Annotated in this window: 21 protein-coding genes, 1 other RNA gene and 1 pseudogene; 12 read left to right on the forward strand and 11 right to left on the reverse strand. The window is 47.2% G+C overall.

Annotation, left to right across the window (positions count from 1 at the left end; genetic code table 11):
* Positions 1–141: 141 nt before the first annotated feature.
* Entirely contained in the window at positions 142–1137 is a 996-nt protein-coding gene (locus ACO05E_RS11720) for a transposase (RefSeq protein WP_419813120.1), read from the reverse strand.
* Between the two features lie 77 nt (positions 1138–1214).
* Between ACO05E_RS11720 and ACO05E_RS11725 the strand changes: the two genes are divergently transcribed.
* Together ACO05E_RS11725 and ACO05E_RS11730 are read left to right on the forward strand one after the other, a co-directional pair.
* Positions 1215–1448: an HNH/ENDO VII family nuclease gene (locus ACO05E_RS11725; RefSeq protein WP_419813121.1), complete on the forward strand. Its 234-nt coding sequence runs from the start codon at positions 1215–1217 to the stop codon at positions 1446–1448.
* A 13-nt stretch (positions 1449–1461) separates the two neighbouring features.
* Positions 1462–1923 (forward strand): SMI1/KNR4 family protein, encoded by a 462-nt coding sequence (locus ACO05E_RS11730; protein WP_419813122.1) that lies wholly within the window; start codon positions 1462–1464, stop codon positions 1921–1923.
* A 326-nt stretch (positions 1924–2249) separates the two neighbouring features.
* Here ACO05E_RS11730 and ACO05E_RS11735 read toward each other — a convergent pair whose 3' ends face one another.
* Together ACO05E_RS11735 and ACO05E_RS11740 are read right to left on the reverse strand one after the other, a co-directional pair.
* A complete protein-coding gene (locus tag ACO05E_RS11735; protein ID WP_419813123.1) occupies positions 2250–2630 on the reverse strand; it encodes a hypothetical protein in 381 nt (126 codons plus the stop codon).
* A gap of 30 nt (positions 2631–2660) precedes the next feature.
* A complete protein-coding gene (locus ACO05E_RS11740; RefSeq protein ID WP_419813124.1) occupies positions 2661–3257 on the reverse strand; it encodes a prepilin-type N-terminal cleavage/methylation domain-containing protein in 597 nt (198 codons plus the stop codon).
* Between the two features lie 145 nt (positions 3258–3402).
* Between ACO05E_RS11740 and ACO05E_RS11745 the strand changes: the two genes are divergently transcribed.
* Positions 3403–4275: a pirin family protein gene (locus ACO05E_RS11745; protein WP_419813125.1), complete on the forward strand. Its 873-nt coding sequence runs from the start codon at positions 3403–3405 to the stop codon at positions 4273–4275.
* Between the two features lie 96 nt (positions 4276–4371).
* On the opposite strand, the gene ACO05E_RS11750 is transcribed toward ACO05E_RS11745, so the two are convergent.
* Positions 4372–5295 (reverse strand): MBL fold metallo-hydrolase, encoded by a 924-nt coding sequence (locus tag ACO05E_RS11750; protein WP_419813126.1) that lies wholly within the window; start codon positions 5293–5295, stop codon positions 4372–4374.
* A 149-nt stretch (positions 5296–5444) separates the two neighbouring features.
* Here ACO05E_RS11750 and ACO05E_RS11755 point away from each other — a divergent pair, with 149 nt between their 5' ends.
* Positions 5445–6344, forward strand: a complete 900-nt coding sequence (locus tag ACO05E_RS11755) for a LysR family transcriptional regulator (RefSeq protein WP_419813127.1) — start codon at positions 5445–5447, stop codon at positions 6342–6344.
* A gap of 4 nt (positions 6345–6348) precedes the next feature.
* On the opposite strand, the gene ACO05E_RS11760 is transcribed toward ACO05E_RS11755, so the two are convergent.
* Genes ACO05E_RS11760 through ACO05E_RS11770 form a run of 3 tightly spaced genes read right to left on the reverse strand, consistent with a single transcriptional unit; the run spans position 6349 to position 9016 of the window.
* Positions 6349–7080, reverse strand: coding sequence for a sulfite exporter TauE/SafE family protein (locus ACO05E_RS11760; RefSeq protein ID WP_419813128.1), 732 nt, complete (start codon positions 7078–7080; stop codon positions 6349–6351).
* Positions 7074–7970, reverse strand: a complete 897-nt coding sequence (locus ACO05E_RS11765) for a LysR family transcriptional regulator (protein ID WP_419813129.1) — start codon at positions 7968–7970, stop codon at positions 7074–7076. The genes ACO05E_RS11760 and ACO05E_RS11765 overlap by 7 nt, the downstream gene beginning before the upstream one ends.
* A gap of 44 nt (positions 7971–8014) precedes the next feature.
* Positions 8015–9016, reverse strand: a complete 1002-nt coding sequence (locus ACO05E_RS11770; RefSeq protein ID WP_419813130.1) for a glutathione S-transferase family protein — start codon at positions 9014–9016, stop codon at positions 8015–8017.
* Positions 9017–9240: 224 nt separating this feature from the next.
* Between ACO05E_RS11770 and ACO05E_RS11775 the strand changes: the two genes are divergently transcribed.
* The 3 genes from ACO05E_RS11775 to ACO05E_RS11785 all read left to right on the forward strand — a co-directional run bounded on the left by ACO05E_RS11775 (position 9241) and on the right by ACO05E_RS11785 (position 13156).
* Positions 9241–10446: a PQQ-binding-like beta-propeller repeat protein gene (locus ACO05E_RS11775; RefSeq protein WP_419813131.1), complete on the forward strand. Its 1206-nt coding sequence runs from the start codon at positions 9241–9243 to the stop codon at positions 10444–10446.
* Positions 10447–10645: 199 nt separating this feature from the next.
* Positions 10646–11296: a glutaredoxin 2 gene (gene grxB, locus ACO05E_RS11780; protein WP_419813132.1), complete on the forward strand. Its 651-nt coding sequence runs from the start codon at positions 10646–10648 to the stop codon at positions 11294–11296.
* Positions 11297–11458: 162 nt separating this feature from the next.
* Positions 11459–13156, forward strand: a complete 1698-nt coding sequence (locus tag ACO05E_RS11785; protein ID WP_419813133.1) for a methyl-accepting chemotaxis protein — start codon at positions 11459–11461, stop codon at positions 13154–13156.
* Between the two features lie 43 nt (positions 13157–13199).
* Here the strand turns inward: ACO05E_RS11785 and ACO05E_RS11790 are convergent, their stop codons facing one another.
* The 3 genes from ACO05E_RS11790 to smpB form a co-directional block, all read right to left on the reverse strand.
* Positions 13200–14879, reverse strand: a complete 1680-nt coding sequence (locus tag ACO05E_RS11790) for an acetolactate synthase large subunit (protein ID WP_419813134.1) — start codon at positions 14877–14879, stop codon at positions 13200–13202.
* A gap of 271 nt (positions 14880–15150) precedes the next feature.
* Positions 15151–15510: a transfer-messenger RNA gene (ssrA, locus tag ACO05E_RS11795) on the reverse strand.
* A gap of 79 nt (positions 15511–15589) precedes the next feature.
* Positions 15590–16069, reverse strand: a complete 480-nt coding sequence (gene smpB / locus ACO05E_RS11800; RefSeq protein WP_419813135.1) for an SsrA-binding protein SmpB — start codon at positions 16067–16069, stop codon at positions 15590–15592.
* Between the two features lie 213 nt (positions 16070–16282).
* On the opposite strand from smpB, the gene ACO05E_RS11805 reads away from it, so the two are divergent.
* The 3 genes from ACO05E_RS11805 (at position 16283) to ACO05E_RS11815 (ending at position 18503) form a co-directional block, all read left to right on the forward strand.
* A complete protein-coding gene (locus ACO05E_RS11805) occupies positions 16283–17665 on the forward strand; it encodes a sodium-dependent transporter (RefSeq protein WP_419813136.1) in 1383 nt (460 codons plus the stop codon).
* A gap of 99 nt (positions 17666–17764) precedes the next feature.
* The gene (locus ACO05E_RS11810; RefSeq protein WP_419813137.1) at positions 17765–18193 is read left to right on the forward strand and encodes a type II toxin-antitoxin system RatA family toxin; all 429 of its coding nucleotides are present in this window, start codon (positions 17765–17767) and stop codon (positions 18191–18193) included.
* A 13-nt stretch (positions 18194–18206) separates the two neighbouring features.
* Complete coding sequence (locus ACO05E_RS11815; RefSeq protein WP_419813138.1) at positions 18207–18503, forward strand: RnfH family protein; 297 nt, start codon at positions 18207–18209, stop codon at positions 18501–18503.
* A 19-nt stretch (positions 18504–18522) separates the two neighbouring features.
* Here ACO05E_RS11815 and ACO05E_RS11820 read toward each other — a convergent pair whose 3' ends face one another.
* The gene (locus tag ACO05E_RS11820; RefSeq protein ID WP_419813139.1) at positions 18523–18927 is read right to left on the reverse strand and encodes an outer membrane protein assembly factor BamE; all 405 of its coding nucleotides are present in this window, start codon (positions 18925–18927) and stop codon (positions 18523–18525) included.
* 134 nt (positions 18928–19061) lie between these two features.
* Here ACO05E_RS11820 and fur point away from each other — a divergent pair, with 134 nt between their 5' ends.
* Together fur and ACO05E_RS11830 are read left to right on the forward strand one after the other, a co-directional pair.
* Complete coding sequence (gene fur, locus ACO05E_RS11825) at positions 19062–19466, forward strand: ferric iron uptake transcriptional regulator (protein ID WP_419813140.1); 405 nt, start codon at positions 19062–19064, stop codon at positions 19464–19466.
* A gap of 96 nt (positions 19467–19562) precedes the next feature.
* Positions 19563–19809 (forward strand): annotated as a pseudogene (locus ACO05E_RS11830) (VF530 family DNA-binding protein).
* Positions 19810–20093 lie beyond the last annotated feature (284 nt).

The raw sequence follows: 20093 nt of genomic DNA on the forward strand, positions 1-20093 counted from the left end.
TCCAGGGCAACAAAGCAAATACTAATTCGAGGATTATTTATCTTACCCAAACAGAAAAACATGAAAATATCATGGTTTTCAAATAAGTAAGATACTCAGAATGTTCTGATCACTGTGAATAAGAATGTGGTAGTGCGGAATCTAACCAATCGCTGATCTACATCGGCTTAAACCAGGTGGTCGTTGATAATTCAGCGTCTCACAAGCTAAGCGGAGACTTTGCTCTCCGCCAGCAAAGGTTTTGAAACATGCTTCAAACTGCTCCGTCATTGCTAACCATTGTGAATCATCAATGCCTAAACGAGTAAGAATGCCTTCAGAGTTTTTAGAGATAGCGCCTTTTTTATCATGGCGTAAAATTCGACCAGTCCAATCAACCAGCTCCAGATAGTCGGTTAATTTCATTTGAATACCTGTAGGAATACCCTGGCGCGGGTTACCCACAAAAGGCAGTAAAGAATATTCCTGTTGATTTGGATGGTTCGGTTGTTTACTGGCCTTGGCTTTGTCAGCACGGCGTTTGATTGAGGTATGTTCAGAAGTCTCTGGAGTTTGTGCCATATTCGCCCGAACTGGGTTTAAATCGACATAGGCCATGCAAGCAGCAAGCGCGGTTTCATCAAGCAATGCCTGGGATTTAAAGCGGCCTTCCCAAAACCGACCGGTACATTCATCCTCAGCATTCGCTTCTCGTGCGATAGCTTCATTCAGAATACGCATAAACCAACTGATACTGGATAATCGAGAACGCCACTCCTCAATATAAATGTGTAATCGAGCACGCTGTGCCTTATCCAGTGTGTCACCTTTTAGAAAGCGCTGGGAAAATAAATTTCCTTTAAACAGGGTGTGCCAGCGTTCAATCACTTCAGTATCGGTCCAACTTTTGGCCCGCTGAGAGTCAATAAAAAGCACCACATGGTAATGATTGCTCATGATGGCATAAGCAGCGATATCAATTGCAAACACTTGAGGCAAAGAGAGTAGTTTATCTTCTAGCCAGCCTCGGCGATGCTCGTAACATTGTCCGGTAGAATGATCGGTTCCACATAGAAATGCACGACGAACGCAGCGCGAAACACAATGGTAATAAGGCGTTGCTTCCGTTGAGATCTGATGGCTTCTGGGCTTGGTCATTGTCTCACTCCATTAGTCCGGCTTTGATGAGAGTAATGGAGTGGTGGTTTATTGCACAATCGGGATAAAGTGTTAGGGTGGGTGTCCTGTTAAGTACTGAAAGAGGGCAGCCTCCGGTCGGAGTTGATGGTAAGAAAATAGAATTACACCATCGCAATCAAAACCCTGATGGCCCCCTCGATGAACTTACAAATACTACTCATAAAAATGTAGATCATCCAAAGAAAGTATCTGAAATTGATAGAAACAAATTTAAAGGTGAGCGTAGGCGTTATTGGGTCGAGCGTGCTCGCGAATTACTAGGAAAATAAAGCGATAAATACTATGAATTTTCATGTTGTTCAAAATTTATTAAATACTCTTAATGAGCAAGAATTTTCTGGTGGTGTTGATATTGGTATTATCAGGTCGACTGAAGAAAGGTTGAATGTTTCTTTTCCTGATGACTACGTCGAATTCTTATCTAAGTTAGGAGCTGGCTATGCTTCATCGGAAGAGTTTATTGGGCTTGGAGGAGAGTCGTACTTAAAAGTAGATACTATTTATTTAGATTTAATCAGCGATGAAAATCAAAGGTTTCCTAAATTTTTAATTCCTGTGAGGGCTGATGGATTCGGAAACTATGATTGCATTGACTTAAAGAAATCAACAAATTTAAAGTCAAAAATTGTATTTTGGGGGCACGGAAAAGAAAACTCTGAAGATCTTGCTCTGATTTCTGACGGATTCTGGGAGTGGATGGAAATGGAGGTGAAAGAAGTGCAGGAGTTTGATAATCAGGCGTAATTTGTATTAGTTCAGACCTGATCTGACTATCCTGCCCACACTGTCTATATACTTTGGTTGAACGATTTTTGGCCAATTTCGAGAATTAACCTCTCAAAATTGGCCGAGTTTTCCTTCGAAAATCGTAACAACAAGGACATCCACCCTAATTTTCAGGTACTTAAAAGACCTAAATTGAGTTCAATTGCCAGGGCAACAAGGTAAATACTGATTCGAGACTTATTTATCTTATTCAGATCGAAAACATGAAAATATCGTGGTTTTTAAACAAGCAAGATACTCAGAATTTTCTGATAACTGTGAATAAGAATGTGGTAGTGCGGAATTTAACCAATCGCTGATCTACATCGGCTTAAACCAGGTGGTCGCTGATAATTCAGCGTCTCACAAGCTAAGCGGAGACTTTGCTCGCCGCCAGCAAAGGTTTTGAAACATGCTTCAAACTGCTCTGTCATTGTTAACCATTGTGAATCATCAATGTCTAAACGAGTTAGAATGCTCTCAGAGTTTTTAGGGATAGCACCTCGTTTACCATGGCGTAAAATTCGACCAGTCCAATCAACCAGCTCCAGATAGTCGGTTAATTTCATTTGAATACCTTTAGGGATACTCTGGCGCGGGTTTCCCACAAAAGGCAGTAAAGAATATTCCTGTTGATTTGGATGGTTCGGTTGTGTGCTGGCCTTAATACTCCAAAAACCGCCCATTCGCCGACTTACCAATTACTCATACGGTAATCACTCACACGGAACAATGCCCGTTTTATAACTGCGGTCCGCTCTGGCACCTGAATACCAGATAAAACAATTATTGGATCTCAGGCGATTCTGTCCCGGGCGGGCGCCCAAAATAACATTGTCTCTGAAGGAAAACGTTCCAACAATGTTTGTACCAGTCACACCTTCTGCCACCCAATCGTTATTGTGATAGCCTGCAAATACAATTTCCTGATCCTGACCGATACCCGACATCAAAGATGGGATTGTGGTGTCGGATGCCGAAGGGGTGCCGTAAATAAAATAACAATCGCTGGCACAGCTGTTGCGATACGGGTTATTGGCGGGTTCATTACCAAAATATCCGCCCCCGGTGACCGGGTCAGTGCGATTGGGGTTTCGGCCGTTGAGTCCAGCTAATAACAGGTTTGAGTGAACAATGGCTACCAGCGAGTGTATCTGGCCCTGTACATCTTGTAATGCTTGGTTCTGCGCTTCTGCCCGCAAGTCGAGAAAGCGTGGCAGCAGTGCAATGGCGGCAATACTGATAATGACAATGACAACAATCAGTTCGACCAGAGTAAAACCGATATTCTTTCGCTTTATGGGTGATGCCATTGGGGTGCCTGCATACATTCTATTTTATCGAATAACCACGTGGATTTTATGAAATTCACTCAGCGCTTAGCTGCCTATATCCTTGATTAATACTTGATTCAACATCGTATTAACAAGCTCATTATAGCTGGGCGGAGAGAGATTGATGAAGACTGATAACCAAACATTGAACGAACGACAGCTTCGGCATGTAATTCAGGGCATGTCCGCTTCTGATGGCGACGGTGTTCGCCTGACACGAATCATAGGTTCACCTCAGCTGGATATGTTTGATCCGTTTTTACTGCTGGATACCTTTGAGAGTGACAACCCCGATGACTACATTGGTGGTTTTCCGACACACCCTCATCGTGGCTTTGAAACCGTGACCTACCTGCTGAACGGGCGTATGCGTCATCGTGACAGCACTGGTAATGAAGGAGTGATTGAGCCGGGCGGTGTGCAGTGGATGACAGCCGGAAAAGGCATTTTGCACTCTGAAATGCCGGAGCAGGAAGACGGTTTGTTGAAAGGGTTTCAGCTCTGGGTCAATTTACCGGCTGCGGCAAAAATGACAGAACCGGGCTATCAGGAATTTCCACCCGCTTCAACGCCGCTTGAGCAGCGTGATGATGGCAGCCTGCTCCGGGTGATTTCCGGCACCACCGATCAGGGAACAACAGGGCCGATCAGAAATGACTATACCCAGCCTGTTTATATGGATGTTCAACTGCCAGCTGGTGTGGAATTCAATCAAGCATTACCGGCTGGACACAATGCGTTTATTTATTTGGTTGATGGGCAATTAACGGTTGGCCGTAGTGGTCAACCGGCGACTAAACCGCTGTTGGCAACCCAGCTGGGTTTATTATCTGACGGAGAAGGGTTGCATGTTGTTGCTGCGGAACAGGGAACCCGATTTTTATTAGTGGCTGGCAAGCCATTACGTGAGCCGGTTGCTCGCGGCGGCCCGTTTGTGATGAATACCCGGGAGGAAGTGATGCAGGCTTTCCAGGATTTTAATAATGGTAATTTTTAAGTCTGGCTGAAATCCTTTTGTGTCATCTGAAGGGATCATCTGAACAATGCCCGGTTAGTGGGCATTGTTCGTTTTAAGTGATGGACTTAAATCGTATCACCAGCCCATATGGTAATACGCCCAGATCCGCTCAACATTCATTGGCAGCCATTTATCGTAAGAGCGCCAATGCTCGTACTTTGGTAGTTTAATGGTTTGACGAAGTTTATCCGGGCTATGAATGCCATTATCCATGGCTGTTTTTACCGAGAGCATTAAATCTTCGATATATTCTCTTTGTTCCGTGATCACCGAGGCTGGGTCAATCGCTGGTTGTGTCTCAGGCCCGTGTGCGGCAATCACATAATCGATATCCAGTTGTTCCAGTTCTTTCAGAGTTCGTACCCATTCATCCGGCCAGAAATCCGGCATGTTGCGGAAAGCAACCCGGCGTGGCGTTACGATATCAACCACAAATAAGATTTTTTCTTGTGGAAAACGCATCACAACCAGGCTGTTGCCATGGTTGGGGCCAAAGTATTCCAGTTTCAGTGTTCTCCCTCCCAGCGTTAAGGTGTAGCTCTTATCAAAGGTGATGTCAGGCATTGGAATTGCCGGGCTGGGATGGTCTTTTAACTCTTTTAATAAATTGCTATGGCCAACATACCTGGCCCCCTCTTTTTGGAAGACGGTGCCACCTGAAATATGGTCGTGATGGTTGTGGCTATACACAACATATTTTACCGGTTTATCGGTGCGTTTACGGATTTCAGCCTGCATCAGCTTGGCCGCTTTAGGGTTTATCGGATCGGCAGCAATAACGCCTTCATCAGTAATCACAAAAAAGCTGCGATACACCCACCAGCGGAATACATAAATTCCATTACCAATGGGTTTAATACTATGCCCCCAGGTCTCACCTCCAATGGGGACATTAATAGCGGCCTCGAATGTTTGAGAGGATGTGGTTGGTTGCGCAGTCGCTATCACGCTCAATAGTAGGCCAATCATTAAGATGGTTTTTTGAAAATAGCTTTTCATTGTTGATTACTCCTGTTTTCAGAAAGTTAAGGTACCCCTGAATAATTCAGTGCTGGCTTCGGCGTCCTTCAATTAGATAAGCTTATTGTTTTTAATGGCCGTCATATATAAGCTTTGAGTTGATTGATTGTTCACTATCAGGTTCTAATTTGAATATTCTGATGCTGATGGAGACGTTTTCTGTGGTGGTCGAGACTGGCAGTTTTACCGCCGCTGCAGAAAAACTGGGTTTATCAAAGTCATTTGTCAGTAAGCAGGTATCGCTGCTGGAACAGGACTTAGGCGCTCGTTTGTTATACCGAACAACGCGCAAGCTCAGTCTGTCTGAAGAAGGCAGTCAGTTTTACAATCATTGCCAACTGATCATGCAGGAAGCGGAAAGTGCTCGCGCTGAGCTACTCGATAGTCATAGCTCTCCCAAGGGTAAAATTCGCATGACTTTGCCACAAAGCCTGATTATTTCTGGCTTGGGTGTCATATTGATCCAGTTCCAGCAGCGCTACCCGGATATTGAACTCGAAGTTATTGCCAGTGGCCGTGTAGAAGACTTAGTTAAATCAGGTATTGACCTGGCGATACGCGTCGGGCAGCTGGAGGACTCAAGCCTGATGTCTAAACGATTAGCGGATTGCCGTTTTCAGGTCATGGCAGCTCCACAATATCTTGAACGTTTTGGTGAGCCCGTCCAGCCTGCGGATCTGCTGAATCATAATTGTTTAATTTATGGTGATTCTAAGGTAAACAAAGGTTGGCCTTTCCGTTCCCCCAACGGTGACCTGATGACCGTAAAAGCCAAAGGGAATTTAATCAGTAATGATGGCCACCTGATTATCGACAGCATGTTAAATGGTCTTGGAATTGGTTTTGGCCCTAGTTTTTTATTTGCCCGTTATATTGCCGAGGGAAAGTTAAAACCTTTGCTTGAGGACTATTCGTCGCCGCCGACTGCGATTTCAGCACTTTATCCAATGAATCGGAATTTACCTCGCCGGGTCAGGATACTGATAGATTATCTGGCTGATCATTTAAGGAGCTCTGATAAGGAATAAATCATTACAACTTCACCAACAAACTCACACCCGATATCAACAACATCGCACGGCACATGTGCATAAAGTTGTCCTGAGAGATCAGCTTCTGAATACGATACCCGAGGCTGACTCCAAGCAGCGCAAACGGAATTAATAACACGCTGGTAAGCAGCAGCTCCTCAGTCCATTGGTTATTCAGGGTGTAAGGAATCAGCTTGCTGAAATTAAGCACCGCAAAGAAAATTGCCGCTTGCCCCAGCCATTGCTGTTTCTCTAATTGTTGCGCCAGAAAATAAATACTGATGGGTGGCCCGCCTGCGTGCAACAAGGTACTGGTGATACCGGCCAATGTGCCCCAGATCATGGCTGAGCCCGGTAATTTAGCCAATAAGGGCGAGAGCTGATTCCATAACGCAAAACTGATACACAATATGGCTAATATCAATTGCAGGCTGTTAGTATCCAGCGAACCCATGGCACTGCCTGCAAAGGCAACCCCAATCAAGCCTGCTACGGTAATGGTAGTAATCGAGCGGTAACTTTTAATGGCGTGGTGATACAGGCTGATGGTGCGGATATCCATGACCAATAATAATGGCAACATTAATGCCGCGGCTTCGGGAACCGAAATCACCAAAGCTAATAACGGCACTGCCACTACGCCCGCACCTCCGGCTAAGCCGGATTTTGAAATGCCGGTGAAAATCACACCAACAATTGCCAGCAGCCAGAAGAGTGGGTCGCTACTTAACATGAGGTGGGCATATCCAGTGTTAATAACCGCAGCTCGCCAAGAAATTCCCGTGCCGCCGGGCCTAATTGATCTTTATCCTGATAATTCAGATAAAAACTGCTGGTACGACTAGCGCCTTCGCTTAATAGCAGGGGTTTTAATATTTCTTGTTCTAAGGCTTCTTTAACCAAAGGAAAAGGCAGCCAGGCAAAACCCAGGTTTTGGCAAATTAAATCGAAGGAGGCGCGTAAACTACTCACCGTCCAGCGTTGTTCGGCTCCTTGCCAGCCGCTTGAGCGTTTGGTCTCGTTGGCTGAGTCACGGGTAATAATCTGGCGGTGTGATTTTAAATCTTCGTAGCTGAGCGAACGGTTAAGCTGATGTAACGCATGCTGAGAGTGGGCGACGACAATAAATTCCAAGGTGCAGATTTCTTCGTTCAGGCCGTAGGGCATCTGAAAGCCGGATAAGCCGATATCGGCTTCGCGGTTCTGGATCAGTTCATTGGTACCGGATAACACCGTATCAATAATATCGATACGGATTTGTGGGAATAACGCCGACACTTTTTCCAGTGCCTGATAAATAATGGTTTGCGGAAACGCACCGTCGACGGCGATGCGTAATTCCGATTCAACCCCAGAGCTGACCGATTCTGCCACGGCTTCAATACGTGAGACTTCTTCCAGTAAAAACTCACCACGACGCAGCAGTAATTTTCCCGCTTCGGTTAATCTGGTTTTACGACCAACAACCTCGAACAATTTAATACCCAGCGCTTCTTCCAGTTTACTCACCGCGTGGTGAATACTGGATTGGCTTTTATGAACTTTAATGGCCGCCTGATTAAAGCCGCCGGCATCGACGACGGCTTTGAACATACGCCACTGTTCGAGTGTGGTTTTCTGCATTGTTAAGCTACCTGCCTCGATAACGCTTTAAAATAATATGAGAATTAAAGCGGAAAAAGCTCCGCCCGATTATGCGGCGAAAAATAATTAATATCCGGGCCAATCGGTACCACCTGCGTTGGGTTGATCATAGTGTGGCTGAAATAGTAATGCCGTTTAATATGGTAAAGATCGACGGTTTCAGCAACCTGAGGCCATTGGTAAAGCTCACGAATATAATTGGCGATATTAGCAAAATCTTCCAGCCGCTGACGATTGGTTTTAAAGTGGCCATGATACACCGCATCAAAACGAATTAAGGTGGTGAATAAACGCCAATCGGCTTCGCTAATCTGATCACCGGCCAGGTAGCGTTGCTTGCTGAGGATGTCTTCTACCTGATCCAGAGCTGCAAACAATTGCTGGTAAGCACTTTCGTACGCTTCCTGGCTGGTGGCGAAACCACAACGATAAACGCCGTTATTAATACTGTCGTAAATCAATTCGTTCAGTTCGTCGATTTTTGAGCGTAAAGCGATAGGATAAAAATCCTGAGTATCGCCAGTGATGTCATTAAACGCCGAATTAAACATACGGATAATTTCAGACGATTCATTGCTGACGATTCGGTTTTGGTGTTTATCCCATAATACCGGCACTGTCACACGGCCGCTGTAATCGGCTTTATGGCGGGTATAAATCTGATGCATATAGTCGGCGTTAAATAAGGTATCGCCACTGCTGCCTTTCTCTGGTGAGTCGTTATCCTGGGCGAAGGTCCAGCCCTGATCCAGCATATCCGGGCTGACAACGGAGACGCTGATATGCGCTTCCAGCTGTTTTAACTGACGGAAGATCAGCGTGCGATGGGCCCAGGGGCAGGCCAGTGAGACATACAGATGATAACGTCCTGATTCAGCTTTGAATCCAGCTTCACCACTTGGGCCCGCCTGACCATTGGCAGTTACCCAATTGCGCAACTGAGCGGCTTCGCGCTGGAAAGCGCCGCCAGATGTTTTGGTTTCATACCATTGATCGTGCCATTGGCCATTCACTAACAGTCCCATAATTGCCTCGCGTATAAACGAATTTTGATGATGACGTGAGTGTATCTTGATTATGTCGAATGAAAATTGCGAATAACAGTATCTTTTGTTCTGAAAATTAGAACTTTGACTATTTGGTTAACTGAATTTTTAAGAATGGTTTACTGTGGATTTAACTTGGATTGGGCTATGATACGCCGCGCCAGCAACCTGGCATTAAATTCATGACATGGAGTAAGTGAAAAATGGCGAATCGTACGAAGTTAGCCTTGTTAGTGAGCCCTGCTTTTATCGCAGCTTGTGGACAAGAAGTTAATCCGGAATGGGAAACGTACTTTTCGACCTCGGATAATAAAAATAATATCGAATGGTTGAACCACGTTGTTGCTGATAATAATTCTGATCTGATTCTGGCGGGTAGTGTTGTCGTTACCGGTGCTGATCGTACTCAGGATTCGTTATTAGCGAAATTTGATCAAAATGGAAATAAGATCTGGGATCGCACCTTTGATCTGAAATCTAACCCCCAGGCTTCCAGCTCTGATGATTCGGTTGTGGATGTTGTTACTGATAATAATGGCAACATTTATGCACTGGGTCAGACCATTGAGAGAGCGGATGGAAGTACTCAATATTCTTCTTTTATTATTAAAACCAACCAGGATGGCGACTTGATCTGGCAACAAACGATCAGTGCTGCTCGGGATAGTTTTGATATCGAACTGAAAGATAATGCCTTATTTGTAACCGGTCTTGAGACTCAGAAATTGTCTCTGGATGGCGAGGTTCTGTTCAGCATTAATCATTCGGATCGTAACTGGGATGTTGAGGTTGATAGCCAGGGTAATATTTATGTTGCCGGCCGATCAGGCGTCAGCCAATACAACAGTGCCGGCGCACTGGTATGGTCTCAGGCAACAACCGGTAGCAACCTGAGTTATCGCGTTAATATCGAACTGGATGAATACAACAATGCAGTTTTATTAGCGCAATCTGATCAGAATGCGAATAAACAATATATCCGTAGCTATTCGTTATTCGGTGACTCGAACTGGAGCAAATCCATTACCGTTGGTGGCACCAATGAGCTGAGTGGCCAGCCGGGTATTGTGGTGAGCAATAACGAGTATTGGTTTGCGTTATCGGATAGCACTGAAAGAACAGTGCTCAGCCTGACGGTTGATGGCGCTCAGAACTGGCGTTTTGAAGACTCTCAGGGGCCAATTCAGGCGATGGGACGACTGGCGAACGGTAATATTGCCATTACCGGTGCTGGTAACAGCGTTCTGTTAGATGGCCGGGGTAATGCTGTTGGCACAAACTCGACCCAGTATGCTGGAACGGCGAACTCTGGCAGCCTGGTAGTTGATGGTAATCAGATGTTTGTGGGTACATCGGTTTCCGGTGCACCCGGTGGCATTGATATTCATCTGGCGATGTTTGAGCAATAAGCCCGTAGCTTAAAGCCCATAACTTAAGCCCGTAAATCTCGTTGATACTCACAGTGGCTGGCCGCTGTGAGTATTCCCTTCTTTATCATTGGAATAATCTTTTCCGCTGGCAGCATCAGAGCGGGTAGTTTCGCGAATAGAGCATTTCTCTCAGTTAGCTACACTGGCAAGCAGTGAAATAACCGTTACGAGACCCTTTATGAAACTGTTTGTGTTTGATCATTGCCCGTTTTGTATCAAAGCGACCATGTTGGTTGGGCTGAAAAAAATGCCAGTCACACTGGAGACGATTCAGAACCACGACGTTCAGGCGCGGATTGCCAAAGTGGGCAGCAACAGTGTGCCGATTCTGCAAAAAGACGATGGCAGCCATATGGCAGAGAGTCTGGATATTGTTCGTTATCTGGATCAGTACGACGGCCAGCCAGTATTAGCGGCCGCCACTCAGAGTGACGCGATTCTGGCCTGGGAACAGCAAGCGTATCCGGCCATTCTGCCGTTACTGTTTCCCCGTACCATCATGGTGGACTTTCCGGAATTTGCTTCCGATGAGGCGAAGCAGTGGTTCCGTCAGAATAAAACCGCCATGTTGGGCATGAGCTTTGAAGCGGCTTTTGATAACAGCGCTGTGTATCTGCAACATCTGAACAACCAGCTGGTGCAACTGACCTGGCTATCTCTGCCATCGCAGCGTAATCAACAGCTCAGCTATGACGACATTAATTTGTATCCAACCCTGCGTAACCTGACGCTGATTAAAGGTGTGCAGTTCCCGCCTTTGGTGCGCCAGTACATTGAAGAAGTGACAGCACTGACTGGCGTACGCCTGTTGGACGATGTGGCGGTGTAGTTGCTGCTGTAGTTGCTGTATGGCCGCTGTGTATCAAAGCAGGGCGACCCTAAGCTACTAGATAAGCTCTTTTCAGCCATTTTTCTGAACTTGGCTATACTGAATTCCATGTTGATTATTCACCGTGCTGCGTCATCTCGCAGCCGGACATGGGGCTGATGCGTGGAATTTCTGTCAAAGAGTATTGTCTGGAAGCTGGTGCTGCCAATTGTTGGTTTTTTTCTGCTGGTATTAGCAGCACTGATGTTCTTTTTACCAACGGCGCTGCATTCCAATACCGCTGACGTTGTGGTGGCAGATGCCGTTGATAATGCCAAGCAGCTCAAGCGGCTGCGTACTTATTACTCCACCAATATTCTCCAGTCGGTAGTCTCTGACAGCGATATTTCAGCTTCGACTCAACACAAACAACAAGCGGGTGTGATCCCGGTTCCGGCCACCTTTCTGCACGACGTCAGCCAGGAGATGAGTGACGAGAATACTCAGTTTGCCTTTTACAGTCCCTATCCCTTTGCCAATCGTAGTGGTCGCCAGTTGGATGAGTTTGGCCGTAACGCCTGGGCTTATTTAAACGAAAACCCGGATGCCGCTTACGCCGAAATGATTGAGCGTGATGGCCAGCAGTTTATGCGGGTTGGGGTTGCCGACCGGTTAAGTGCAGCATCCTGCGTGGCGTGCCATAACAGTCACCCAGATTCACCTAAGCGTGACTGGCAGCTAGGTCAGGTGCGTGGTGTGTTGGAAATGACGGTGAATGTTGATGAGCAGTACAACAAAGATAACAGCCTGGTTGGCATTATTACCGCGATTTTATGCCTATTGCTGGTGGCCGTATTGGCGGTGGTGGGCTTCAGTTTCTCACGTTTTATTAAGAGCAAAGTGCGTGATATTACCAAAGCCGTTGACCGGGTTGTGGATGGTGATTTAAGTGTGGAGTTAAAGCACGGTAACTCGAAAGATGAATTATCGGTGATTATGGCCTCTTTTAATCGGTTAACGCAGCAGTACCACCAGACCGTTGAGCTGATCAGTGCCTCGTCGCTGACGCTGCAGGAAAAAGCCAACGCCTTGCACGACATCACTTTGCGTACCCGTGATGGTAGCCAGCAGCAATTTCAGCTGACCGCCGACACTGAAGCCTCAATGGCGCAGATGTTGGATACCGTGCAGCAAGTGGTCGATAGTTCATTACATGCCACCGATATTGCGGTGACAACGGAATCGGTCTCCGCTCAGGGCAAACAAGTGGTGGATGATTCCGTGGTGGTGATTAAAGGGATGTCGGAACAGGCAGAGCAATCGACGCAGATTATTCATCAGTTGCAGGAAAACGTAGAACAAATTGGTGATATGTCGTCGGTGATTGGTTCGATTGCTGAGCAAACCAATCTATTGGCGCTCAACGCCGCCATTGAAGCCGCCCGTGCGGGTGAGCAGGGGCGTGGTTTTGCCGTGGTGGCGGATGAAGTGCGTTCTCTGGCGAGCAAAACCAAAGACTCAACCGATAAAATTGATCAGATTCTGACGGACCTGAAGGGCACAACCGGGGTGATGGTTGAGTCGATGGAACTCACCAATGACAAAGCAGCGAATGCGGTCACACAGATTCAGAGTACCGAAGAATCGCTATCGTCTATCAGTCAGCAGGTGGCTGAAATTACTCAGGCGAACCAACAGATCAAACAATCAACCGATGCCCAGGTTGCGGTATCGGATACGGTGAACAGCAATATCTCCCGGATTGCCGACATCTCCAGAGAAGTCTCTGGTGGTGCAGAAGAAATTGCCCAGAGCACCGAAGCGCTGAATGAAATCTCGCGTCAGATGTCTGAGCAGTGCCGTCATTTCACTTTAAAATAGAGCACTGAGTTAAAATAAATCGCTAGGCGCTGTTAATAAAAAATTAAGGCGCCAGCTTTTTCTTCAGTGCCCGGGTAATGGGCAGCGGCATAATCGGCAGTGACTTCAGCACCCAAGGTAAGACTTTACGCTTGGTGCCGCTGACCGACTCTGGGATCATCACCTCAATCAGATTCGGACCGTCATGTTGGAAGGCGTCGGCTAACGCGCTGTTCAGTTCTTCAGCGCTACTTACCCGAACACCCTGTACCCCCATCCCTTGAGCGAGCTGAGCAAAGTTTAATACCGGGCCTGTCAGATCGAGTTGTGAGCGGGCTTTCTCGCCAGTGGATTCAGCGCCCACCCGTTCCAGTTCAATATTCAGCACCGAGTACGAGGAATTATTAAAAATAATGCTGGTGACGTTGGTGTTTTCACGCGCCATGGTCCATAACGCCTGATTGGTGTACATCGAACTGCCATCACCAACCAGTGCCAGTACCGGGCGCTCCGGACAAGCGATGGCTGCACCGACGGCATTCGGCAAACCCTGACCAATGGCACCACCGGTTAAGGTCAGCATATCGTGACGTGGAGCGCCTTCCGTCATGGTGTTGAGCATCAGACCAGAGGTAATGGATTCATCAACAATAATGGCGTTGTCGGGCAGGAAGTGGCCCACCGCCTGACAGGCTTTTTCTGCCGTCAGTTCACCACTGGGCTGTTCCGGACGGTGCGCTGGCTGTAACAATGGCTGGCTGTTTTCCACTGCTAAAGCGGCCACCAGTTTATTCAGACTTTTTTCTGCATCCTGCTCATCTGTGGAGAGCGTAAAGAGCTGACATTTATCGGGTACCAGATAACTCTTCTTCCCCGGATAAGCAAAGAACGACACCGGTGCTTTGCTATCCACCAGAATCAGGTTTTTGATATCAGCCAGCTGTACATCAACCAGCTCAGTAAAATAGGCAATACGCTCAACCGCGGGTAAGCCAGCTCCCCGCTCAATGCGGGCGGGGAAGGTTTCTGCTAATAACTTCACCCCGTGGGCTTCGGCGATTCTGGCAGCGGCCAGTAAGCTGGGTTCCCGCAATGCACGGCCGCCCAACAACAACGCCGTTTTTTTACCGCGCTTTGAAGCCTGGCGAATGACGTCAGCAATTTCTTCGATGGTGCTGTCACTGGCGGCTTCGGCAGCGGGCAACTCGGGCACATCGGCAACCACACCCCCTTCATTCCAGGAGACATCAGCGGGCAGAATTAAGGTCGATACCTGATTTGGTAGCTGGCGTGCCTGATAAATGGCTTCCGTAGCATCCTGACATAAGGCTTCGGTAGTTTGCGAGGTGCGCACAAAGCGGGGTGAGACATTGCGGGCAACGGTTTCAATATCCGACTGTAACTGAGCATCATATTGCACATGATAAGTCGCGTGATCGCCAACGATATTGATCATCGGCACCTTGCCTTTGCGGGCGTTATGCAGATTGGCTAAGCCATTACCAATTCCACAACCTAAGTGCAGCAGGGTGGCGGCCGGTTTTTCTGCCATTCGGGCGTAACCATCGGCGGCACCGGTGGCTACCCCTTCAAATAAAGTAAGAACGCCACGCATATGTGGCTCGGTGTCGAGGGCGGCAACAAAGTGCATCTCGCTGGTACCCGGATTGGTAAAGCAAGTGGTTACTCCGGCTTTAACCAGCGTTTTAATTAACGCCTGGGCGCCATTCATTGAATCAGCCATAACAGATTCCTGAGTGTTATTTTTATTTTTTGAAGCTGTACACACTTTATGCGCAAGCGAGGGCGGCAGCAATGGGATTTATCAATACCTGCTGGAACAGTTTATTTTGTTTCTGCTTGAGTTTTTTTCTAACAAAAAGAGGTCTGGCTGACTGGCAGCGATTCGAGATAGATTCGAATTTCATTCGCTAAATCTGATACTGATGTCTGACACTCAGCAAGTTTAAGGCAAAAAAAAGCCCCTGATACAACTGTATCAAGGGCCTTTTGGATGGTGGAGATGGGGGGATTTGAACCCCCGTCCGCCAATCCTCCACTAGAGAATCTACATGCTTAGCCGTCTCTATTCATTTAACTCATCACGACCCGAGGGGCAGGGTGTTTAGAGCTGTCTCGATTAAGTTTTAACCTGTTGGACTACGAGCGAAGTCCGCGAGGCGAGGCTATAAGACGATGCCACCGTCCCCCGGCTATAGCCACCCGAGTTCTGGTGTAAGCGGGCTTATGCCGCTAGTGCGTAGTTTTCGTCGTTTGCGACTATAACTAATGTACAGCGTTTATTTACGAGATCACCGTACGCTCTCGACATGCATCCATAGCTTTGTAATCAACGTCGAATCCTAATCATCCCCGAATTCTTGTGCTTACGTATATGGCAAGGCGCGAATGCTATCACGTCTGGGGTTTTGTTACAGCCCCCAAACACAGCAGCTAGCGCACCGAGTGTTTCATTAAGCGTTCTTTTTGCTTATTCCAGTCTTTGTCTTTGCTGGCAGCACGCTTGTCGTGGTGCTGCTTACCTTTGGCCAGCGCCACTTCAGCTTTAACGTTCGGGCCTTTCCAGTACAGCGCAGTGCAGACGCAGGTGTGGCCTTTGGCAGCAATTTTCTGCTGCAAACGATCCAGCTCTTTACGATGCATCAGTAGTTTGCGTTCCCGGCGGGGTTCACAAATCACATGGGTTGATGCTTCTTTTAATGGTGTAATCAAAGCACCGGTTAACCAGGCTTCACCTTTATGGAATACGATGTAGCTGTCGACCAGTTGCACTTTGCCCTGGCGCAGGGATTTCACTTCCCATCCTGTCAGGGCAATGCCAGCTTCGAGTTTGTCTTCGATGAAGTAATCGTGGCGGGCTTTTTTGTTCTGGGCAATGCTATTGCCACTTGGCTTTGGTTTCTTTTTGCTCATGGGCGGCATTATAGAGGAGGATGTGGCGAGAGACGAGTTCAGATTTTTTGCGGGTACTACTTATTCGCCTTGTTGCAAGTACTTAGCTCTTGTTTAAAAGCTGACCAATTGTACCAATAATTGACTGTCAGACCTGCTTATGTGCTTGAGCCAGTCTGACAAATCTTGAACAATACGCCCAAATTCATTAAGTCGAAACCGGATAATAAAATTATGAATAATGATAAACGGGGGATGCACGGCATCTGGACCAATCGCTGGACTTTTATTCTGGCGGCAACCGGTTCAGCTGTGGGTTTGGGGAATATCTGGAAGTTTCCATATATCACAGGTGAAAACGGTGGTGGTGCATTCGTTCTGATGTATCTGCTGTGTATTCTGGCTGCGGGTATTCCGGTGATGTTGGCAGAAGTACTGATTGGCCGTAAAACACGCCTGAGTCCGATCCACGCACTGCAATCCATGACCTCTGAGTACGAAGCACCTAAGTTCTTCCGCATCATTGGTTGGATGGGAGCATTGGCAGGCTTCTTTATTCTGTCGTTTTACAGTGTGATTGCTGGTTGGACACTGGAATACATCGGTGAAATGGCGATGGGCACGTTTAACGGGGCCGATGGTGAAAAGGCCGGTGCGGTATTTAATGAATTGCTGGCTAACCCGGTCATGCTGACGGTTTACCACACCATTTTCATGATCCTGACGGCGTATGTGATTGCCCGTGGTGTGAATAAAGGTCTGGAAAATACCATTCGTGTACTGATGCCGCTGCTGTTTATTATGCTGATCCTGTTACTGGGTTATGCCATGACAACTGAAGGCTTTACTCAAGCATTGCACTTCCTGTTCGATTTTGATTTCAGCAAATTAACCGGTGAAAGTATTGTTGTCGCTCTGGGGCATTCCTTCTTTACTTTATCTCTGGGTATGGGCGCCATCATGGCGTACGGCGCTTATATGCCGGAGAAAGAATCGCTGGGCCGTACGGTATTAACGGTTGGTTTCCTGGATACGCTGGTAGCGCTGGTTGCTGGTGTCATCGTGTTCTCAATTGTATTCACCAATAATCTGGAGCCGGGTGCCGGTCCGGGTCTGATGTTTGTGACCTTCCCATTGGCCTTGGGTGGCTTACCGGGTGGCGATATTCTGGGTGTGCTGTTCTTTGTATTGGTTGCGATTGCGGCCTGGAGTTCAGCGATTTCGATTGCTGAACCGGCTGTTGCCTGGGCGGTTGAGCGTGGTCTGGGCCGTGTTCAGGCGACTGCGGTTATTTGTGGCCTGGCCTGGATTCTGGGTATTGGCACCGTATTGTCGTTTAATGAATGGTCTGAAGTGAAGTTCTTCGGAAAAACCATTTTCGATAACCTGGACTTTGTATCTTCCAATATCATGCTGCCATTGGGTGGTATTCTGATTGCGATTTTTGTCGGCTGGTTTATGAAAGAAAGCCACACCGCCGCTGAAGTCGATAAGAAGCGTTCACTGATCTACAACGTTTGGCGCGTGATGGTACGGTTTGTCTCGCCGCTGGCGGTAGGCTATATCTTCCTGAATGGCCTGGGGCTGATTGACTGGTTACAGAATCTGCTGGGCTGATAGCTGATTCTGTATCCATGCTGAATCTTACGCCGGAGTGGGTATAATCCTGCTCCGGCGTTTTTGTAGCCGCTTGTTAATGACGGTATTGAGAGAAGCATGACCACAATTACCCGCAGTGCTCTGGTAATGCACACCGCAGAGCAAATGTTTAACCTGGTGAATGATGTGCGTCGTTACCCGGAGTTTCTGGCGGGCTGTGCCAGCACCCGTGTGATTGATGAAGGTGACGACTTTATTGAAGCTGAGCTGACCATTGCCAAAGCCGGTATCAATCAAAGCTTTTCAACACACAATGCATTGCAGCGACCAACACGTATGGAAATGCGATTACTGGACGGGCCGTTCAGTCGTTTTCATGGTGTCTGGACTTTTGAGGCATTGTCTGACGAAGCTTGTAAGGTCTCGCTGGAGCTTGAGTTTGAAATGAGCAATAAAGTTAAAGCGATGGCGATGGCGGCGGTGTTTAAGCAGGTTGCGAATATGATGGTTGACTCGTTTGTGAAACGAGCGGCCGAGGTTTATTGAAAAGGCCAGAATGATGGATGACGTAACAATGATTGAGGTGGAGGTTGCGTATGCCTTGCCTGAAAAGCAAAAGATTCTGACGGTGAATGTCGAAGAGGGTTCAACCATTCTGCAAGCGGTTGAGCAATCGCCGATTCTGGAAGAATTTCCGGAGCTGAATCTGGCCGAAGCTAAGTTCGGCATTTTTGGTAAAGCGTCAAGAGCGCCGCAAACCGATACGGTACGCGATGGTGACCGGGTCGAGATCTACCGCCCTCTGATTATTGATCCGAAGCAGGCCCGGGCGAACCGGGCGGCTAAGAAGCAATAATCCAGTACCTGTCGCTCTGTCAGGAGGCCAGCAGGCCTTCTGCTTTAACCGGTTTTTGCTGTTCTTCTTCGGCTGGTAACTGCTGTTTCTTTTCTTTTAACGGATCAACCGGAAGCTGGCCTTCGTAGTGGCTGTACACACCCTGATCATCAAAATACACGCGGATGTGATAGCGCTTGATTACTTTGTCGTCTTGTTCCAGAGAATACAGATAGTCCCAGCGCTGTTGCTGGTACGGAGTCTTCACCACGGGTGTGCCCATCACATATTCTACCTGACGCTGAGTCATGCCGGCTTCCAGCTGAGCTAACATGTCTTCTGTCACAATGTTGCCCTGTTGTACGTTCAGTTTATAAACACCGGGAAACGTACAGCCGGCAAGGGTTGCAAAACCGAGTAAAACAGTCAGAATTGACGCTCGCATAAATACACTCATTATTGGCAAATCGTTTGTCGCCGCAGTAAGCTGGTAAGCAAACGCTTATCAGTTGCGAAGGGCGACTCATACCAGCGATAATACCTGATAATTCAACTTGCTGTGAAATATTCGAGGAAAGCATGTCCGATCAAAATGTGGAGCTGCGTAAAGCGGGACTAAAAGTCACCCTGCCACGGGTAAAAATCCTGAGCATTCTGGAAGGTAACCCAGAAGCCCACATGAGCGCGGAAGATGTTTACCGTTCTCTGATTGATGCCGGAGAAGACGTGGGTCTGGCAACGGTTTACCGGGTGTTAACCCAGTTTGAGAGCGCTGGCCTGGTTGAACGTCATAACTTTGATGGCGGTCACTCCGTATTCGAACTGGCCCGTGGCGAACATCACGACCATATGGTGAATGTTGACGACGGTACCGTGATCGAATTCTCCAATGAACAGATTGAACGCCTGCAGCACGAAATTGCCGAGCAGCACGGTTTTGAACTGGTCGATCACAGCCTGGTATTGTACGTTCGCAAAAAATAATGGCATTGCCATTATCCTGAACACTTTGATGGCCTCTGGTATTACGATGTGAATCGTTAATATCAGAGGCCATTTTCATTCTAAAAGAGAGTATTTATGACAACCCAGAAAACAGATCACCTTCATGGCATCACGCTTGAAAAATTGTTAACTGAGTTGGTTGAGCAATACGGCTGGAGAACGTTATCGGGTTGGGTTCGTATTAATTGTTTTAAGTCGAATCCGAGTATTAAATCCAGTCTGAAGTTTTTACGTCGTACTCCCTGGGCTCGGGCTCAGGTAGAAGCGGTATTTATTGCTTATAAAGACGGCAAAACCAATACTCAGATTGCCGATATTGTGAAAAAAATGGCTGGCTTTTCAGCTAAGAAAACATCGAACTCCTCTCCCTCTGCTACAGGAAAAGTGAATCCCTGGGAAAAATAATCTCAAACTAAATCTGTATTTATTGCTGAGATTTTCTGCGGTTTTTGCATTGCTTTTTACACGCTTTTACAACGCTTACGTAATAGTCGTAAATAATTGAAAAATGACTTCTTCAGAGTTTGGTGAATGAAAAAAAATACGGTTTTATAGCGCCGTTATTTTTTAGTCACGACTGAGCAGTTTGATAGGCATGCTCAGTAT

The organism is Bacterioplanoides sp., assembly GCF_965226395.1.
Lineage (GTDB): Bacteria > Pseudomonadota > Gammaproteobacteria > Pseudomonadales > Oceanobacteraceae > Bacterioplanoides.

What these genes read in the sequence shown, in the direction of transcription:
- ACO05E_RS11765 (WP_419813129.1), bottom strand. Translation starts at nt 7,970, where the DNA reads ATGCAGAAAACCACACTCGAACAGTGGCGTATGTTCAAAGCCGTCGTC.
- ACO05E_RS11805 (WP_419813136.1), top strand. Translation starts at nt 16,283, where the DNA reads ATGAATAATGATAAACGGGGGATGCACGGCATCTGGACCAATCGCTGG.
- ACO05E_RS11810 (WP_419813137.1), top strand. Translation starts at nt 17,765, where the DNA reads ATGACCACAATTACCCGCAGTGCTCTGGTAATGCACACCGCAGAGCAA.
- ACO05E_RS11730 (WP_419813122.1), top strand. Translation starts at nt 1,462, where the DNA reads ATGAATTTTCATGTTGTTCAAAATTTATTAAATACTCTTAATGAGCAA.
- smpB (WP_419813135.1), bottom strand. Translation starts at nt 16,069, where the DNA reads ATGAGCAAAAAGAAACCAAAGCCAAGTGGCAATAGCATTGCCCAGAAC.
- ACO05E_RS11745 (WP_419813125.1), top strand. Translation starts at nt 3,403, where the DNA reads ATGAAGACTGATAACCAAACATTGAACGAACGACAGCTTCGGCATGTA.
- fur (WP_419813140.1), top strand. Translation starts at nt 19,062, where the DNA reads ATGTCCGATCAAAATGTGGAGCTGCGTAAAGCGGGACTAAAAGTCACC.
- ACO05E_RS11770 (WP_419813130.1), bottom strand. Translation starts at nt 9,016, where the DNA reads ATGGGACTGTTAGTGAATGGCCAATGGCACGATCAATGGTATGAAACC.
- ACO05E_RS11815 (WP_419813138.1), top strand. Translation starts at nt 18,207, where the DNA reads ATGGATGACGTAACAATGATTGAGGTGGAGGTTGCGTATGCCTTGCCT.
- ACO05E_RS11750 (WP_419813126.1), bottom strand. Translation starts at nt 5,295, where the DNA reads ATGAAAAGCTATTTTCAAAAAACCATCTTAATGATTGGCCTACTATTG.
- ACO05E_RS11720 (WP_419813120.1), bottom strand. Translation starts at nt 1,137, where the DNA reads ATGACCAAGCCCAGAAGCCATCAGATCTCAACGGAAGCAACGCCTTAT.
- ACO05E_RS11740 (WP_419813124.1), bottom strand. Translation starts at nt 3,257, where the DNA reads ATGGCATCACCCATAAAGCGAAAGAATATCGGTTTTACTCTGGTCGAA.
- ACO05E_RS11820 (WP_419813139.1), bottom strand. Translation starts at nt 18,927, where the DNA reads ATGCGAGCGTCAATTCTGACTGTTTTACTCGGTTTTGCAACCCTTGCC.
- ACO05E_RS11760 (WP_419813128.1), bottom strand. Translation starts at nt 7,080, where the DNA reads ATGTTAAGTAGCGACCCACTCTTCTGGCTGCTGGCAATTGTTGGTGTG.
- ACO05E_RS11775 (WP_419813131.1), top strand. Translation starts at nt 9,241, where the DNA reads ATGGCGAATCGTACGAAGTTAGCCTTGTTAGTGAGCCCTGCTTTTATC.
- ACO05E_RS11735 (WP_419813123.1), bottom strand. Translation starts at nt 2,630, where the DNA reads ATGGGCGGTTTTTGGAGTATTAAGGCCAGCACACAACCGAACCATCCA.
- ACO05E_RS11790 (WP_419813134.1), bottom strand. Translation starts at nt 14,879, where the DNA reads ATGGCTGATTCAATGAATGGCGCCCAGGCGTTAATTAAAACGCTGGTT.
- grxB (WP_419813132.1), top strand. Translation starts at nt 10,646, where the DNA reads ATGAAACTGTTTGTGTTTGATCATTGCCCGTTTTGTATCAAAGCGACC.